17 protein-coding genes are annotated in these 17,152 nt (G+C 60.7%); 3 read left to right on the top strand and 14 right to left on the bottom strand.

The features are described 5' to 3' along the window. The 9 genes from FH08_RS0105780 to FH08_RS0105740 all read right to left on the bottom strand — a co-directional run. On the bottom strand, positions 1–1,067 hold a 1,067-nt coding region (locus FH08_RS0105780; RefSeq protein ID WP_031357417.1), incomplete at its 3' end, for an NAD(P)/FAD-dependent oxidoreductase. Further along, positions 1,060–2,487, bottom strand: coding sequence for an NAD(P)/FAD-dependent oxidoreductase (locus tag FH08_RS0105775; RefSeq protein ID WP_031357416.1), 1,428 nt, complete (start codon positions 2,485–2,487; stop codon positions 1,060–1,062). The genes FH08_RS0105775 and FH08_RS0105780, both read right to left, overlap by 8 nt. 23 nt (positions 2,488–2,510) lie before the next feature. After that, complete coding sequence (locus FH08_RS0105770) at positions 2,511–2,864, bottom strand: (2Fe-2S)-binding protein (protein ID WP_031357415.1); 354 nt, start codon at positions 2,862–2,864, stop codon at positions 2,511–2,513. A 46-nt stretch (positions 2,865–2,910) separates the two neighbouring features. Further along, complete coding sequence (locus FH08_RS0105765) at positions 2,911–3,705, bottom strand: ABC transporter permease (protein WP_031357414.1); 795 nt, start codon at positions 3,703–3,705, stop codon at positions 2,911–2,913. 17 nt (positions 3,706–3,722) lie between these two features. After that, entirely contained in the window at positions 3,723–4,637 is a 915-nt protein-coding gene (locus FH08_RS0105760) for an ABC transporter permease (protein WP_031357413.1), read from the bottom strand. After that, positions 4,630–5,706, bottom strand: a complete 1,077-nt coding sequence (locus tag FH08_RS0105755; protein ID WP_031357412.1) for an ABC transporter ATP-binding protein — start codon at positions 5,704–5,706, stop codon at positions 4,630–4,632. The genes FH08_RS0105760 and FH08_RS0105755 overlap by 8 nt, the downstream gene beginning before the upstream one ends. A gap of 286 nt (positions 5,707–5,992) precedes the next feature. Beyond that, positions 5,993–7,507, bottom strand: a complete 1,515-nt coding sequence (locus tag FH08_RS0105750; RefSeq protein WP_031357411.1) for an aldehyde dehydrogenase family protein — start codon at positions 7,505–7,507, stop codon at positions 5,993–5,995. 289 nt (positions 7,508–7,796) lie between these two features. Then, a complete protein-coding gene (locus FH08_RS0105745) occupies positions 7,797–9,026 on the bottom strand; it encodes a PLP-dependent aminotransferase family protein (RefSeq protein WP_031357410.1) in 1,230 nt (409 codons plus the stop codon). Further along, positions 9,023–9,970, bottom strand: a complete 948-nt coding sequence (locus FH08_RS0105740; RefSeq protein ID WP_152602741.1) for a DUF1338 domain-containing protein — start codon at positions 9,968–9,970, stop codon at positions 9,023–9,025. Before FH08_RS0105740 ends, FH08_RS0105745 begins: the two co-directional genes overlap by 4 nt. Positions 9,971–10,226: 256 nt before the next feature. Between FH08_RS0105740 and FH08_RS0105735 the strand changes: the two genes are divergently transcribed. After that, positions 10,227–11,153, top strand: coding sequence for a LysR substrate-binding domain-containing protein (locus tag FH08_RS0105735; protein ID WP_031357408.1), 927 nt, complete (start codon positions 10,227–10,229; stop codon positions 11,151–11,153). Between the two features lie 196 nt (positions 11,154–11,349). On the opposite strand, the gene FH08_RS0105730 is transcribed toward FH08_RS0105735, so the two are convergent. The 4 genes from FH08_RS0105730 to FH08_RS0105715 form a co-directional block, all read right to left on the bottom strand. Further along, positions 11,350–11,742, bottom strand: coding sequence for a DUF1493 family protein (locus FH08_RS0105730; RefSeq protein WP_031357407.1), 393 nt, complete (start codon positions 11,740–11,742; stop codon positions 11,350–11,352). Then, entirely contained in the window at positions 11,735–12,166 is a 432-nt protein-coding gene (locus FH08_RS0105725; protein ID WP_031357406.1) for an STM2901 family protein, read from the bottom strand. Before FH08_RS0105725 ends, FH08_RS0105730 begins: the two co-directional genes overlap by 8 nt. Positions 12,167–12,175: 9 nt before the next feature. Then, complete coding sequence (locus FH08_RS0105720) at positions 12,176–12,649, bottom strand: Hcp family type VI secretion system effector (protein WP_031357405.1); 474 nt, start codon at positions 12,647–12,649, stop codon at positions 12,176–12,178. A gap of 390 nt (positions 12,650–13,039) precedes the next feature. Then, a complete protein-coding gene (locus FH08_RS0105715) occupies positions 13,040–13,954 on the bottom strand; it encodes a LysR family transcriptional regulator (RefSeq protein ID WP_031357404.1) in 915 nt (304 codons plus the stop codon). 101 nt (positions 13,955–14,055) lie between these two features. Between FH08_RS0105715 and FH08_RS0105710 the strand changes: the two genes are divergently transcribed. Further along, positions 14,056–14,937 carry an aldo/keto reductase family oxidoreductase gene (locus FH08_RS0105710; RefSeq protein WP_031357403.1) on the top strand — a complete coding sequence of 294 codons (882 nt, stop codon included), beginning with the start codon at positions 14,056–14,058 and terminating at the stop codon, positions 14,935–14,937. 12 nt (positions 14,938–14,949) lie between these two features. Here the strand turns inward: FH08_RS0105710 and FH08_RS0105705 are convergent, their stop codons facing one another. Then, positions 14,950–15,927 carry a nitrilase-related carbon-nitrogen hydrolase gene (locus FH08_RS0105705; RefSeq protein WP_031357402.1) on the bottom strand — a complete coding sequence of 326 codons (978 nt, stop codon included), beginning with the start codon at positions 15,925–15,927 and terminating at the stop codon, positions 14,950–14,952. A gap of 102 nt (positions 15,928–16,029) precedes the next feature. On the opposite strand from FH08_RS0105705, the gene FH08_RS0105700 reads away from it, so the two are divergent. Then, entirely contained in the window at positions 16,030–16,908 is an 879-nt protein-coding gene (locus FH08_RS0105700; protein ID WP_031357401.1) for a LysR family transcriptional regulator, read from the top strand. Positions 16,909–17,152: the final 244 nt, after the last annotated feature.

Below are 17,152 nucleotides of genomic sequence, written 5' to 3'. Positions count from 1 at the left end.
TCCACAACGAGGTCGGAAAGCACCTCCCCAACCCCCGGGGCAAGCAGGAATCCGCCGCCCGAAAATCCAAACGCATGCAGTAGTCGCGGCGTAGTCCGGCTAAAGCCAATTACCGGATTGTCATCGGGCGTACTACCCTCTACACCCGTCCAGCTCCGCAACAGCAATGCATCCTTCAAAGCCGGCAGAAGCGCACACGCCGCCCTCATCACCGTCCGCGTAGTCTCTGTGAGCGGCTGCGCATACTCACCATCCCCCAACCCACGCCCGCCGCCAATCACCACATTGCCACGCGCCACCTGCCGGGCATAAATGCCGCCGCCATAGACCCCAAGATTGTGATCGATGAAATACGGCAACGGCTCGGTCACCCACATATTCGGATAGATCGGCTCCATCGGAATGGTCTCGCCAAAGTACCCGGCCACCGTATTGCCCCACGCGCCTGCAGCATTGACCAGCCAGTCGCTTTGAACCTCGATTGTCGCGCCCGAGTCGTGCCGTGCCTCGATAACAAACCCATCCCCCGCATGCGCGATGTTCGTGACCATGGTCTGCTCGCGGACATCGGCACCGGCTGCACGCGCCGCACGGGCAAACGCGGGCGACACCACGCGCGGATTTGCATGACCGTCACCGGGACATAGCGAGCCACCCACCGCAGCCGCCCCAAGCCACGGGTAACGACGCCTGAACGTAGGACCGCTCATCAATTGCAAGTCGAGCCCGAACGGGTTGGCAAGCTGCGCGTACGCTTCGAGCCCCGCCAGATCCGCTTCACTGCGAGCCAGCCGCAAATGCCCGGAAACAACAAACTCTCCATCCGTGCCGACGAGTTCCGGCAACCGGTCCCAGATCGATCTCGCACGCACCGCCAACGGTAATTGTTCGGCCGGCCGGCCTTGGCGGCGCACTCCGCCGTAATTCACACCACTCGCCTGCGCGCCGCAATATCGGCGTTCGAAAAGCCCAACCTTAAGCCCGCGCTTTGCAAGCATCAAGGCCGTCGATGACCCCACCAAACCACCGCCTACCACCAGCACGTCAAATCGCAAAGTCTCAGTCATCGCGTGCGTGCTCCGGGATGGCGGCGAGATGATCCGCTGCTTCGGCTCCGTCCATCGATATCGATAAGGGCACGGGTTTGATCGGCGCCTGTCCGCGCAACCGTCCGACGTCGGCGATCGGTTTGCCCGTCTCGGCGCTTAGCAACTCCGCCGCTGCCGCGCCACACATGCGCCCCTGGCAACGGCCCATGCCCACCCGCGTAAGCGCCTTCAGCCGATTGATCTCGCTCGCCTGGCCAGCGCGAATACAGCGGCGCAGCGTGCCGGCATCGATTTCCTCGCAACGGCACACGGTCATGTCGTCCGGCCACTGCGACGTGCAATCGGAGGGAAGTGCAAAAGCCTGTTCCAACCCAATACGAAACTCGGCGATGTTCGCCAGTTGCCGGTCGAGCTTCGCAGCCTGAGCCTGAACATCAGCATTCCCGGCACGATGCCCAAGGTCCTCAAGCATCGCAAGCGCCACTCTGCGGCCGGCAAGTTCCGCAGCATCCGCACCGGCGATACCCGCGCCATCGCCCGCGAGATACACGCCCGGCACCGAACTGCGGCCGGCTGGATCGCGCTCCGGCAACCACGCGCGATTGAGCGTATCGAAGCGAAAACGGCAACCTGCGAGGTCCGCAAGCTGCGTTTCCGAACGCAGGCCATAACCAAATCCAACTGCATCGCAGGGAATGGTGCGCTCTTGATCGCCATCGCGATAGGTCATCGCTTGCACGGCTTTATCGCCCGTCGCGCGCACGAGCGTAACGCCACGTTCGATACGAACCCCATGCGCCGCCAGCCAGCCGACGTAATACATCCCCTTCGCAAAGGTGGACGGCTGTCGCAGCAAACGCGGCGTTGCGGCGAACTGGCGAGAGAACGGATTGGTATCGAGCACCGCTTCCACCTGCGCGCCCGCCTTCGCGTATTGATACGCCACGAGGTAAAGCAATGGCCCCGTTCCCGCGAACACCACGCGGCGTCCAATCGCGCAACCCTGCGATTTCAGCGCAATCTGCGCCGCGCCAAGGGTATAAACGCCCGGCAGCGTCCAGCCGGGAAACGGCAGCACGCGGTCTGTGGCGCCGGTCGCGATCAGCAAGTGCGAATAAGGCACCGTGCGCTGGCGTCCAGCGCGCAGCGTATCGAGCTGCGCGGCGCCGCATCCCCACACCAGCGTGTCAGGCCGATAGTCGAGCTTCGAGAGCAACCCGGTCATGGTCGAATGCACCGCGTCCGCCTTGCCTGCTTCCATGCCATACAGCGTGCGTTTGCTGCGGGCGAAACCCGCATCCGCCGGAGGCTGGCGATAGATCTGACCACCGGCACGCGGCGCTTCATCGATAACGACCGGCACAATACCCGCCGCCACCAGCGACTCAGCCGCCCTCACACCGGCCGGTCCCGCGCCGACGATAACAACCCGATGCATGCTGTTTTTATCGGTGGTCGTGCTCACGCTCCGACCACTCCTACGGGCCTGGTCAGCACACGCATGCCTTCCTTGACGAAGGTCGAGCATGCCCTGATCCTTGTGCCCTCTTCCAGTTGTACCCAGCAGTCCTGACACGCGCCCATCAGACAAAATCCTCCACGCGGTTCACCGCTGAACTCAGTGTCGCGCACCCGCCGTGTGTGCAGCAGGATGGCGCTCAATACCGTATCACCCGTCATGGCCGCAATCGCTACGCCGTCCAGCATCAGCGTCACCTCCTTGCGATGCGCTTCCGCAAGACGCACGAATTGCGGCGCGGCATCGGCCGCAGTGTGCGGTTGGCCGGTGGATGTTGTGCGGGGGAGATTTGTCATCGCGTCAATAGAAGTCGTAGGCGCCGGGCCGATCAATGCATGTCGATCAATGTGACCCAATCAGGATCCGGTTCAGTCCATACACGCGGTCGAGCACGATCATCGCCCCGGCCGTGATGAAGATCACGAGCGCTGATACCGAAGCCATCATCGGGTCAATCGATTCCGTTGCGTACATGTACATGCGCACCGGCAACGTGATGGTCCGCGGCGAAGTCACGAAGATCGACATGGTCAGTTCATCGAAGCTATTGATGAACGCAAGCAGCCAGCCGCCCGTAATGCCGGGCAGGATCATCGGCAGCGTGATGCGGCGAAACGCTGTCCATCGGTCCGCTCCCAGCGACTGCGCTGCATGCTCGATGCTGCGGTCCATGCCACTCACCGAGGCCAGCACCAGCCGCATGACGAACGGCGTGATGATGATCATGTGCGCCGCGACGAGCCACGTGAACGTGCCGGTTGCACCGATCATCGCGAAGAAACGCAGGAACGCAATGCCGAGCACGAGGCTGGGAATCACCAGCGGCGAGAGGAACAAACCATTGAGGAATTCGCGCCCCGGAAATCGTTCACGGCCGATAGCAAGCGCCGCCGGCAAAGCCAGCGCGAGCGACAGCGTAGCCGAAGCAAACGCCAGCCTGATGCTGTTGAAAAACGCCGAGATGAAATCCGGGTAGTCGAGAATCGCGCGGAACCAGCGCAACGAAAACCCGTGCGTGGGTAGCGTCAGGGTCTGGTCCGGCGTGAACGCAACGAGCACGATGATCACGAGCGGCGCCAGCACGAACAGGATCACGAGCGTGTGGAAACTCAGGGCAATGAGGCCGTTCTTTCGCATGGGAGCGGTCTCCTTCCTTAACCCAGGCTTCTGGAGTAACGACGCTCCAGAACCCGGTAATACGTGATCATGATCACGAGGTTCGCGATCAGCAACAGGATCGCGATGGTCGCGCCCAGCGGCCAGTTGAGCGAGCCGAGGAATTCATCGTAGACAGCGGTGGCCGCTACTTTCAGGCGACGGCCACCGAGCAGGCCGGGAATCGCAAACGCGCTCGCCGACAAGCCGAACACCATCAAGCTGCCCGACAAAATGCCCGGTGCGATCTGCGGCAACACGATGCGTCGCAACGTGGTCGCCGGCGACGCCATCAACGAGAGCGCCGCGTTTTCCACTTGCGGATCGAGCTTCTGCAACGAGGTCCAGACAGGAATCACCATGAACGGCAGCATCACGTGAACGAGTGCAATCACGATCGCGAAGGTGGTGTACTCCAGCTTGTATGGACCCATGCCGAAGAGGCCGAAGAACTGGTTCACGATACCGCCCGTGTTCAGCAACATGCTCCAGCCGAAAGCACGCACCACGACCGACACGAGCAAGGGCGCGAGGATCACCAGCAGGAACATCGAGCGCCACGGATCACGCATGCGGTACAACACGTAAGCCTCGGGCGCACCAATCGCAACGCACAGCACGGTCGTCAGGATCGCAATGCCAAAGGTGCGCGCAAAAATGGTCTGGTAGTAGCCGTCCGTCAGCACTTCAACATAGTTGCCGAACTGGAACGCCGCGATCGGACCGCTGGCCGGATCGAAGCGATAAAACGTCAGCACAACCGTCATCGCGAGCGGCGTCAGCACGAGGACCGCGAACAGGATAAACGCAGGCAAGCTCATCAGCCAGGGCGGCACGAATGCGTGCCACGGCGCGCGGCCTTGGTTCAGCGCGCCGTTGTCTTTCGGACTCGTCGAATCGATCGCACTAGCCATGGCTCACTTCCTGAAGCACGCGCACGGCGTCACGATGCCAGTCGATGCCGACCGTCGCGCCTTCGGCCACCGGCTCCGTGCCTTCGTTCTGGCTGCAGACCAGCACTTCGCCAACGGCGGTATCCAGGCGATAAAGCCATTGGCTGCCGAGGAAAAAGCGGCTGGTGACGGTCGCGCTCAAGCGCCCCGTTCCCGCCTCGCACAAGTGCAGCTTTTCCGGACGAATGCATAACGTCACCGTATCGCCTTCGCGCCACACCGTGCCCGCTTCGATGCACGCAATGCCGGTCAGTTCATGCCCGAGATCCACATGCACTTCGTTATGCCGCGCCTCGGTCACCTTACCCGCGAGCATGTTCGCCTTGCCGATGAACTGCGAGACAAAGCGATTCTCCGGGCGCTCATACGCGCGATACGGCGAGTCGACCTGCGTCACGCGCCCCGCTTCCATCACGACTACGCGGTCGCTAATGGACAACGCCTCTGACTGATCGTGCGTGACCATCACCGTGGTGGTGCCGACCTTGCGCTGAATCCCGCGTAACTCGAACTGCATCTCTTCGCGCAGCTTGGCGTCGAGATTGGACATGGGTTCGTCGAGCAGCAGTACCGGCGGCTTGATCACCAACGCACGCGCAATCGCGACCCGTTGCCGCTGGCCACCAGACAGTTCGCGCGGATAACGCGCCGCCAGCGCATCGAGCCGAACGAGCGCCAACGTCTCGCGAATCCGCTCCGCGCATTCGGCTTTACCGATACCGCGCATTTCGAGCCCGAAGCCCACGTTCTGCGCGACCGTCATGTGCGGAAACAACGCGTAGCTTTGGAACACCACGCCCAGGCCGCGCTTGTTCGGCCGCACGTTCGTGATGTCCTTGCCGTCGAGCGAAATCCGCCCGCGCGTGACATCGATAAAACCAGCGATCATTTGCAGCGTCGTCGTCTTGCCGCAGCCCGAAGGACCCAGCAGGGAGACGAATTCGCCTTTTTCAACCGAGAGGCTCACGTCGCTCACGGCGTTCAGGTCGCCGTAGGCTTTGGTCAGTTTGTCCAGCACGAGAAACGACACGGTGGCCTCCAGGGTCTGGCAGAAAAACAGTTGAACGGACGCGAGGTATTCACGTAGAAGCAACGCAAACGCAACACGTAGGCAGGCGGAACGCGCTTCTTATGCGAAGCGCGTCATGGGACAGGTTCAAGTGCAACAACCGGGGATGACCGCGGAGGCCTGACGTCCGCTCAAGGCGCGCCGCGGTTCGCGTGCGCCCAAGCAGATGAAAGAAGTTGGCGTCGGGGTATGACGCCGGGTTAAGTCTTGTTGTGATTCTTGTTTTTAAAGCTGCAGCAAATGCAGATCAAACGTCGAACTTCACGCCTTGCGCCAGCGGCAATTCACGGCTGTAGTTGATCGTGTTGGTCGCGCGGCGCATGTAACCCTTCCACGCATCGGAACCCGATTCGCGGCCGCCGCCGGTTTCTTTTTCACCGCCGAAGGCGCCGCCAATCTCAGCGCCGCTCGTGCCGATGTTCACGTTCACAATGCCGCAATCGCTGCCCGCCGCCGACATGAACTGCTCAGCTTCGCGGATGTCGTTCGTGAAGATCGCCGACGACAAACCTTGCGGCACGCCGTTTTGCAGTTGCAACGCTTCAGCGAAGTCGTTGTAGGTCATCACGTAGAGGATCGGCGCGAAGGTCTCGCGTTCAACCACCGCCGTTTGTGCAGGCATGCGCACGAATGCCGGACGCACGTAATACGCATCTGCATGGCCGCCTACATCCACGCGTTCGCCGCCCTTCACATTGCCGCCTTGTTCGCGGGCGTCGCCTAATGCCTTCTGCATACCGTCGAACGCAGCACGGTCGATCAGCGGACCGACCAGCGTATCCGACTCGAGCGGGCTGCCCACTTTCACCGATCCAAACGCTTTTTCCAGACGCGGCAGCAACTGGTCGACCACGCTGGTATGCACGATCAGGCGACGCAGGGTCGTGCAACGCTGACCCGCCGTGCCGACGGCCGAAAAGGTCACGCCGCGCACGACCAGATCGAGGTCGGCGCTGGGAGCCACGATCATTGCATTGTTGCCGCCCAGTTCGAGGATGCTGCGCCCCAGGCGCTTTGACAGCACTTGCGCCACTTCGATACCCATGCGCACGCTGCCGGTCGCGCTGACCAGCGGCACCTTGGGCGACTCGGTCAGCACCTGGCCGACATCGCGTGCGCCGAGCAGCAACTGGCTCAGGCCTTCAGGCGCAACGCCCGGATGGGTTTTATCGAATTCACGCAAAGCTTTTTCGAACAACGCGTGACACGCGATAGCCGTCAACGGCGTTTTTTCCGATGGCTTCCAGACCACCGAGTCACCGCAGACCAGCGCCAGCGCCGTGTTCCACGACCACACCGCGACCGGGAAGTTGAACGCAGAAATCACGCCGACCACCCCCAGCGGATGCCACGTTTCCATCATGCGGTGACCCGGACGTTCGGAGGCGATCGTCAGGCCGTAGAGCTGGCGCGACAGGCCGACGGCGAAATCGCAGATGTCGATCATTTCCTGCACTTCGCCGAGGCCTTCGGACGTGACCTTACCGGCTTCCAGCGTGACCAGGCTGCCAAGCGCGGCTTTGTGTTCGCGCAGCACATTTCCGAAAACGCGCACGAGTTCGCCGCGTTGCGGCGCCGGCACGGTACGCCATTTGAGGAAAGCGGCGTGAGCAGCGTCGATCTTGCGGGCGGCATCGGCGGGGGTATCCACGGCCAGTCCGGCCAGTGTCGCGCCGTCGAGCGGTGAACGCGCCGTGAGGGCATCGCCCTTCCACTGACCTAGGTCTACACCAAGTTCGCCAAGAATATCGTTCAGTTTCATCACTTCCTCTCTATGTCGGGTGGCTGCCGGGCACTGCGGCGCGGCCCGGGGCCACGGTCCGTCAGTACCGCTCTGGAACCTGTTCCGGCAAGTAAAACCATGCGTTCGCCGGAACAGAGTCTCAAGGCTTAAAAAAACCGCTGCAATTGATTAATCGGCACGACTTGGTGCGTTGAGAGAACCAACTGCACATAGCCGAGCGTCCATCTGCGTTCAGGTTATGCGATTAGAACCCGTTTCACCGGATCTGGCGAGTCATACGGCGGCGGCTCGTGATCTATATCTGTATCTATCGGCTTGCCAGTGCGAGCTTGAGCCGGCGCACGCCTTCGAACACCTCGGCCTCGCCCGGCGCAGCGGCGAACGAAAGCCGCATGCTCGATTCGTCCGGATCGCGCGCGTAAAACGCCGGGCCGGGAACGTAGATCACGTTCTGTTCGATCGCGCGCTTGAGCAAGTCGGCGGAGTGACGGCCGCCCTTCAATCGCGCCCAGACGAACATGCCGCCTTCGGGCATCACGTACTCGATCTCATCGGGAACGAACTGGCGCAATGCGCTGCACAACGCCTCGCAACGCTTGCGATACGCCAGCGCGATCGTCTGCACATGGTCAGCGAGACGTCCGCGCTCCAGATAATGGCGCGCCGTTTCCTGCGCGAGCGGCGAGGTGCAGAGATCGCTCGTCTGTTTCGCCACGAGCATGCGGCGCGTGATGGCAGGCGGCGCAATCGACCAGCCGATGCGCAAGCCCGGCGCCACGATCTTCGAGAGGCTGCCGAAATAGACGACCCAGTCGCTCGCGCCGGGGATGGCATCAGCAAGTGTGGTGATGGGCTTTATCGGTTCACCGGAGAAGCGCAGCTCGCCATACGGGTCGTCTTCGACCAATACGAAACGGAACCGCATCGCAAGCCGCGCGAGCGCTTCACGACGCGCCGCCGGCAAGGTCGCACCGGTCGGGTTCGCGAAGGTCGGCACCGTGTAGAGCAGCTTTGGCCGCGTAGCCGGATCGAGTGTTTCTAGTTGCTCAGTGAGCGCGTCAACGTCAATACCCTGCGCGTCAGTGCGCACCGGGATCAGACATGCTCCCGCGAGCCGCAACGCCTGGATCGCAGCCGGATAAGCCGGCTCCTCGATCAGAACAGCATCGCCCGGCGCGACCAGGATCTTGATCAGCAGGTCGAGACCTTGCTGCGAGCCCGTGGTCACGATCACGTCGTCCACATCGCGCGTCACGCCCCGATCACTCATTAACCGCAGGATCGCGCGGCGCAGAGCGGGCGAGCCGGCTGTGTCGCCGTATTGCAGGCACGCAATCGGATCGGAGGAGTACGCGTCCTCCATTGCCTGGCCGATACCCGCCCGGTCGAAAAGATCCTTCGACGGATACCCGCCCGCAAACGAAATCATCCCGGGCCGGCTGAGGTACTTGAAAAGTTCGCGGATAGCCGAACCTTGCGGCGCTTTGAACGGACCCGTGAAGTCGTACATATCGGCTGAATCGGCGGCGGAATTCATGCGGCCGCCGTCATCTTGAAGATGCCTGTGGCATTGCCGGCATCGAAACCGAGATCGAGCTTGCTGCGGCCTGTGGTCTCGTCCATGACCGCGTCGCGGCTGATGAATTCGTAGAAGGAGCCTGGTACGTCGCGTTCGATCCTCGCACCGTCGGCGCCGATGAAAACCCGGCGCACAGGATCAGCGCGAAACGCCGTCTGGCGCACCCGGCCCGACTTCGAAATTTCAACGCTGTCCTTGATCGGACGGCCGAGCAAGCGCTGGGCATCGGCGACGGCGAAGACATCGTCCACACGGTCGGTCGCGTGATTGAACGCGTTGCCTTCAGTCGCAATCCACGCCATTTCCGCGGACTCCGCACGCAGCGTTTCATAGTCGGTCAGGCGCGGCGCCAGATGCTGGCGCTCGAAACAGCGCACGAGCACGGGCAGCAGGTCGAGGGCAGCTGCCAGCGGCAGCGAGTGGTCGCGCTCCAGTTCGGCCAGCGAAGCGACCGCTTGCGGCGTCAGCGGCTCGACGCTCTTGCCGATCACGTTCGTGACGGCTTGCTGGAATTCGGGGCTGAAACGCTCCGGATGCAGTTCGCTCACGAAATACTGCGCGATTTCATCGGGGGCATCGACGTGCATGTACGAGCGCCCCGTCATCTTGATGCGATCGAGCGGGTACGTGCCGTTCAGCACAAAACCCAGCGGCTTGAGAATGCGCGTGAACGCGGCTTCGCCCGGCGGCAACGCGCCGGATTCGGACCAACGCACGGTGCGCAACGCGCCGTGATCGAACTGAACGCGGGTTTGGGTGGGCCGGAGATCGTCGGTATAAGCGCGGCCCGTTGGCACACGTTCGAGCAGGCCGGCGAACAGCACCATGTTCATCGCTTGCGCCAGTTCGGCGCGGTTGACCGTGCCCGGCGTGGTATTGGCAAGCGCGGATGGCAAGTTCATCAACCGCACTAACCCGGTTACATCGGATTCTGGAAGGGCAACGGCGAGCAATGCGGCGAGATTCGAGTTCATTTGTCCAGTTCCGGCTGATCTAGCGTGGTGCGAGCCTAGGGCCCGGTTCGTCGGTTCATTGGACGCTGATTCTGGAGGGCGTCAAAAAGCCGCGCAATTGATATAAACTCATCACTTCATTCGAAAATAGCACTAAGTCGCCCAATCCCCTCGATGCGCGGACCGCAAACGGTACCGTTAAAACATGAGAAAAGGTATTCCCAATCTGGTCGCCTTGCAGATCTTCGAGGCCGCCGCGCGCCACGAGAGCTTCACCCGGGCGGCAAATGAACTCTCGCTCACGCAGAGCGCCGTATGCCGTCAGGTGGCGGGACTGGAAAGCCGGCTGGGCGTCGCTTTGTTCCTGCGCATCAAGAAGCGCATTGTGCTGACCACGCACGGCCGTCACTACGCGGCGCTCGTGCGCAAGAATCTCGACCGGATTGAGCGCGACACGCTCGAACTCATGGCGCAGCGCGGCGTGGGGCGGATTCTGGAGATAGCGGTCGTTCCTACGCTCGCTAGCCAGTGGCTGATCCCGCGCCTGCCGCTATTTCGCGCGCTGCGGCCGGACATCACCGTGAATCTGTCGATACGCACCGAGCCGTTCCTCTTCAGCGATTCGCCCTTCGACGCCGCGCTGTATTTCGGCGATTCGGTATGGCCCGGCACGCAAGGGAAGCTGCTGTTCCGCGAGGGCAAAGTCGTGCCGGTGTGCAGCCCTTCCCTGCTTGCAGGAAGCGCGCCCGGCCCGTCGATTTCGCTTGAGCAGCTTGCTGATTTGCCGCTGCTGCATTTATCGACGCGGCCCGACGCCTGGCGCACCTGGTTTCGCCTGAACGGGCTTGAGCACGATGTGCGAGCGGTACGCGGCGCGCGCTATGAATTGTTCACGATGCTCACCAGCGCGGCTCAGGCGGGCCTGGGGGTCGCGCTGCTGCCGGAGATTTTGCTCGCGGATGAATTGTCGTCTGGCCGGCTGGTCGTGCCGTTGAACAAGCCGATGTCCGGCACGTCCGGCTATTACCTCGTCGCCCCCGATGAAATCGCCCACGACGAACCGTTCGTCGCGCTCTCGGACTGGTTGAGTTCGATCGTGCCGCAAGCGCAACGCGAGGCGGAGGCCACCTAAATTCATTCCGTAACTTTCTGAAGCGAGACTCCTTAAACTCACCCGCTTCATAAGTCCCGTAACAGGTAAGCGCCCGCCGCGCGAGAGGGTATTTAGCAACATGACGCTTACTGCGCTTGCGCGCCGGGTCAAGGCGGAAATTGATACGCCGCAAGGTCTGGTGGACCCGTCCTCCTTCTTTCGACTCCGGCACAATCTACGTCTGCGGTCGTTGACTCGCTTCAATCGCCTCAGTGTCCCAACGTCCGGCGCGTGTTGCTTCGAGCAACATTCCAAGCGTCAGAGATTGCTTTGTTTCAAAGCGCTTGCCTGTTCGCATCAGGTGCAACAACGCGGGAATTGCGCCGAACAATGCCGGGGTGTCAACGCCTTCGCCGCTGAAGTAGCGATTGAGGGGAAAGCCCTCCACATTCGCGATGTTGAACGTGTCAAACAGCTTTTCAAGGAATTCGGTCGCATCATCGCCATCGATGCCAAGGTCGTAATTAACGCGGGTTGACGGGGTAAGCGTCGGTTCCTTGCCGAACAGCGGACGCCCGACTTCTTCGCGGGTGAAATCCTTCAGTGCTTCCCAGAGCGGATCATCCAAGCCTGTCCTCCGGGTCTACCGTTGAGTTGTAACGGGAGACGGTGCGATACATGATAACGGTCGCGTCGTACCCCAGGAACACGACGTCAAGGACAGGAATCGCCCTACCGACGAATCCGCCAAGGCTTTTTGTATAGATGAATCGGAATTCTGTAACGCTTTTCCATGTCAAGGTCGGGAGCCGCATTGGCGCTCGCTTCTTTATCACGCTTCGAAAGAACATAGACAGAACAGACGTTCCTTCCGTTGCGGTTTTCATTTTCCCCGAAACCGGCACGTCGTTGACGCTAAGCAACCAAGTCGCAACAGCGGCAAGATCGGCAAAGCCCAACTGTGTTTTGGTTTGATCGAGTGCGATCCATAGAAACAGTTCGGCGGGCGACAGGTTGTTGTGACTTTGAAAATAATAGGTGTTGTTACTCATGCAGATGCCTTATTGAGTAACGTTCTGTTTGACATCAATCAACGCCGTCACCGTGCCGCCGTTTCCACCCAACGCGTTTTGAAGGACGTATTCTTTTTTCATTCTCGCAAAGGACAGCCGAACGCATTCAATAGCGCCATTTGCATCAACGAAGGGTTCAACGTGCGAAATGATGACATCGGACAGGGTGATGCGCAAAAATTCGTGCGGAATTCCGCCCGCCTTGCGCATGACAAGCCTTGCTTGGGGAAGGTGTTTCCCGGTGAAACAGTATTGAGCGAGGTTAGGACTCGCCTTGTCAATTTGATGCGTAAACTCCAGGTCCGATACTGTGGCCTTTGCCGCGCCGCCGCCTGAACCGGACATCATGTTTGATTGCTGCGTCACCTTCCACGTCCAGTCAATCACGTCGATCTCGTCAGTATGTGCTGCGTCCCGCGATTCGCCGGCGATTCCATCAATCTTGAGAAAAATATCAGCCATTCCGGCTCCGGTTGCGTTTATGATCTTCCAGCATATTTCGTACTTCTCAACGAATTCTTGAGGAATCTTCAACCTTTCGAGTCGTTGTCATTTTCGTTTTGACAGGAAATTCCAGACCTGGCTTGGACCGTCAACACTTAGCAAAGCTGATTCAATCGCGACCAAGTAAACCTATCAGATTGCGCGATGCCCATGTTTTTGGGATATCCGTGGCCGACAAAAATACGACCCTTGCAGGTAAGTTGGGATCTAAGCCTGCGATCAATGCCAGAGGGAATCGCCCCAAACACGTGCCTGACGATGAGCCGAATGCTGGACCGACAAAAACAAAAACCCCGTAAGCTCCAGCACTTCTTGGGTTTCATCCTCCTACTTTGACAGAGGCGTAAATCAAAGGCCTGAACGGTCCGATGCCCCACCACTCTTGAGGAAATCCACAAAAGCGCGCAACGGCGCGGGCAGGTGCCGACGCCCCGGATAGTAAAGAAATGGCCCCGAAAAGGACGGCCACCACGGTTCCAGGATTGGCTCCAACGCGCCGCTATCCAGATACTGGCGCAGCATTCCCTCGAACAGGTGAATCACGCCCACGCCTTCCACGGCCATGCTGATTGCGAGGTCCATTGCCGCGCCGGGCCTGACCAGGAGCGGTCCCGCAGGATCCAGCCGCACCACTTCCCCGTCCCGCTCGAAATCCCATGTAGGCTTCGCGCCGCCGGCAAACTGGCCACGCAGACACGCATGCGAAAGCAGCTCACGGGGGTGCTCGGGCCTGCCGTGCGTATCGAGATATTCCGGTGCCGCAGCGGTCGCGAAGCGCTGCACGCGTGGCCCGATCGGAATGGCGATCATGTCCTGCTCAAGCCGCTCGTCATAACGAATGCCCGCATCGCAGCCGATCGACAGCACATCGACGAAACCATCCTCGACCACCACTTCCACGCGGATGTCGGGATAAGCCTTCAGGAACGGCGCGATGACAGATGGCAACACGATGCGCGCGGCGCTCGACGGCACGTTGAGCTTCAGCGTGCCGCTCGGCTTGTCCCTGAACCCGTTCAGGACATCCAGCGACGCTTCCATCTCGCTGAACAACGGCGCCAGCTTTTCGATGAGCCGCAGCCCCGGTTCGGTCGGGGCCACGCTGCGAGTGGTCCGGTTGAGCAAACGCAGGCCGAGTTTCGCTTCGAGCCGACGCACGGCGATGCTCAGGCTCGAGGCGGAGACACCGCTGATCCGGGCTGCATCGCGAAAACCGCCGGCGCGAGCGACTGAAACGAACGCGGCAAGATCATTTAATTCCATGGTCACTGTGCACTTTTTTAAACAACCCGTGCAATTTAGACCGGATTATCTAACAACACAATCGCCTCCATACTGGCTTCACATTCACCAAGGAGCACTTCATGCCGAATTTCACACCCGCTAACACCTTTGAATTCGCCGGCCGCCCGGTGCATCGCCTGGGTTACGGCGCCATGCAGCTGGCCGGACCCGGCGTCTTCGGGCCGCCGAAGGATCGTGGCACTGCCATTGCGGTTTTGCGCGAAGCGGTGGCGTCAGGTGTCGATCACATCGATACCAGCGACTTCTACGGGCCGCACATCACCAACCAGCTCATTCGCGAAGCGCTTCATCCGTACCGGGATGATCTGGTGATCGTCACGAAGCTTGGCGCGGTCCGCGGCGAAGACGGTGCGTGGCTACCGGCGATGGAACCGGAAGACCTCCGGCGCGGCGTCCACGACAACCTGCGCAATCTCGGTCTGGACGTGCTCGACGTGGTCAACGTGCGCATCATGGGGAACATTCATTCCCCGGCGGAAGGATTGATAGAAAAGCAGGTTACAGCGCTTGCCGAACTCCAGCGCGAGGGGCTTGTCCGACACATCGGACTGAGCAACGTGACCGCGGCCCAGATCACCGAAGCACAGGGCATCGCGGAGATTGTCTGTATCCAGAACCACTACAACCTCGTTCATCGTGAAGACGACACGCTGATCGAGGAACTGGCGAGCCAGGGCATTGCGTACGTGCCGTTCTTCCCGCTTGGCGGATTCACGCCGATTCAATCGTCCGTGCTGTCCACGGTCGCACAAACGATCGGCGCGACACCGATGCAAGTCGCGCTCGCCTGGTTGCTGCATCGCTCGCCCAATATTCTGCTGATTCCGGGCACGTCGACGCTTACGCATCTGCGGGAAAACTTGGCGGCGGCGCAGTTGAATTTATCGGACGCGGTGCTTGCTGAACTGGACGCGATCGGTGAAGCCGGCGGTGGACATTGATGGGATGGCGCACTAGGTCTGACGGATGCGGCTGACCTGAGCAAAGCTCAATGCGATCGCGCCTCTCGGCGCGGTTCCGTTGCGCTCCGCATATCCGTTTGCGCTTGGCAACATCGAACGGGCGCGCGGCGCGTTGGTGTCAGAGCGACGGGCCGCCAGACATTGCTGGCCGACGCTTCCCGCTATCAGGCCGAGATCCACGCTTGCGCAAAGCATCGTGCCAGATGAGGAGCCGTGGTCGGCCAGCACTTGTCCGCCGGGATCGATGATCATGCCGTCTTGATGGGCGGCCACGTCCGACCCATTGCTAAAGACTACGAAAATTCCGTTGTCGGACGCTCGCGCGATCAACGAGCGCCGCAGCCAGCCGGCACCTCCCACGCTCTCTGTGGCGTGCGACCGAGTTCGTTGCTCCGTGGAGAGCCGCTGCAACGCAGCCTCTCCATTGCTGTCTGAACCATATGTTCGATGCGGCGCGACGAGCAATGTCGCGCCCATCAGCGCCGTCATGCGAACGTTTTCGACGAGATAATTATCTGCGCCAATCAGAATACCGATTCGAACGCCCCACTTCGTATCCAGCACGGTGTACTGCTCGCCACATTCGATAACGGGATGTTCGACCATATGCAGTTTTCGATGACAACAACGCACGCCTCCCGGCATGCAAATCACATAGCTGTTGAACAAGCTCCCATTCGGAGCACGCTCGAGAAATCCGACGCCCGCCGCTACGCCGGAGCGTTCCACTGCCTTGGCGACTTCATCGATCGAACGACCATCGAGCGGTTCGGCGAGCGTTTCAAGTTCGCGGCGACGAAGGTTCAGCGTATCGCCGTATCCGACGAGGTTGGCCTCGGGAAAAACCACCAGCGAGATTCCTTGAAGCGCGGCATCGGCGAGTCGCGCAGATACGTTCGCGACGTTCTGCGACGCATCCCCCCGTACGGAGACGAGCGGGACCGTTGCAACCTTAAAAGGAGAAGCCATATCGTTTTCCGCCTGACTAAATAGTCCAATGAAGAGTCCATTGGACCGCCGCGCATTCAATAAGTAAAATGAATCATTCGACACATTCAATTACCTGACGGAATGGAACTCAAACTACTGCGCGCCTTCCTGACCGTGACCGAACTCCACCATTTCGGCCGCGCCGCCGAAGCGCTCAATGTCACTCAACCCGCACTTAGCAAGCAGGTAGCGGCCCTGGAAGACACCCTGGGTGCGCGGCTTTTTGAACGCGGCAGGCACGGCGCCGAACTGACGTCATTTGGCGCCGAGTTCCTTGGCGGAGCGCAAACGCTGGTACGCGATGCAGACGAACTCGTCGCACGGGCGCGCGAAGCGAGCAGTGGAAAGCGTGGATATTTGCGCGTAGGGCTCGGGCTCACGACCTTGACCCTGGCGCCGCAACTGATTGCGCAATTTCGAAGACTGAACCCGAACGTCAGCGTGTCGCTCAATGATCTTTCTTCCGACGAGCAAACCCGCCGGCTTCTCGCAGGGAAGCTCGACGTCGGCTTCCTTCGCATGCCGGCCGATAGCGGGTTATCGTGTGTACCGTTGCTCACTGAGACATTAGCGCTAGCCGTGCCTCAACACGCGAAATGGAAGCGTCTTCCGTCTGACCTGAATGATCTCAACGAACTTGGCTTGATCGCGCTCGCGCGCAGCCGTGGCCCGGGGTTGGCAGCGCAGATCGATCGCTGGTGCAGTGAGCACGGTTTCGTGCCGCGGGTGATCCAGCAGACCGATGATATCCAGTCGGTTCTTGCCGCTGTCGCTGCGGGCGTCGGCGCTGCATTCTTGCCGTCCAGGGCAAAGTATCTTTTGCGCGATGCCAGGGTGCTTCCTTTGCGCGATGCAGCCGCGCGTTGGCAAGTCGGGCTGGCGTGGCAGACAAGCCGTGATAACGCAGTGGCCACACGCTTCATCGAATTCGTACGCGCGGCGAAGATACCGGCTTCGTGAATCATCGATTGTTTGAAATCGATGACGTAGCGTTCACTGCCTCTCTCGAGGCGACGTGTGAACTGCGTTACTTTCCGGCAGAGCGTGACTTTATCCCGGCTCCGGACCGCCGCTCGGCACCGCAAGCGACCGCGGTATTGTCGGGAAACGGAATTCGTTGGACTGGCGCGCAGTTAGCTGGACTCGAAAGCACAGATTAGAGAGGGTGGCGCGGCTTATCCGTCCAGGTTATCGACGTCATTTG

It is taken from the genome of Caballeronia sordidicola (assembly GCF_000729995.1).
GTDB classification, from domain to species: Bacteria; Pseudomonadota; Gammaproteobacteria; order Burkholderiales; family Burkholderiaceae; genus Caballeronia; species Caballeronia sordidicola_A.
This window is presented reverse-complemented; position numbering and strand designations above follow the sequence as displayed.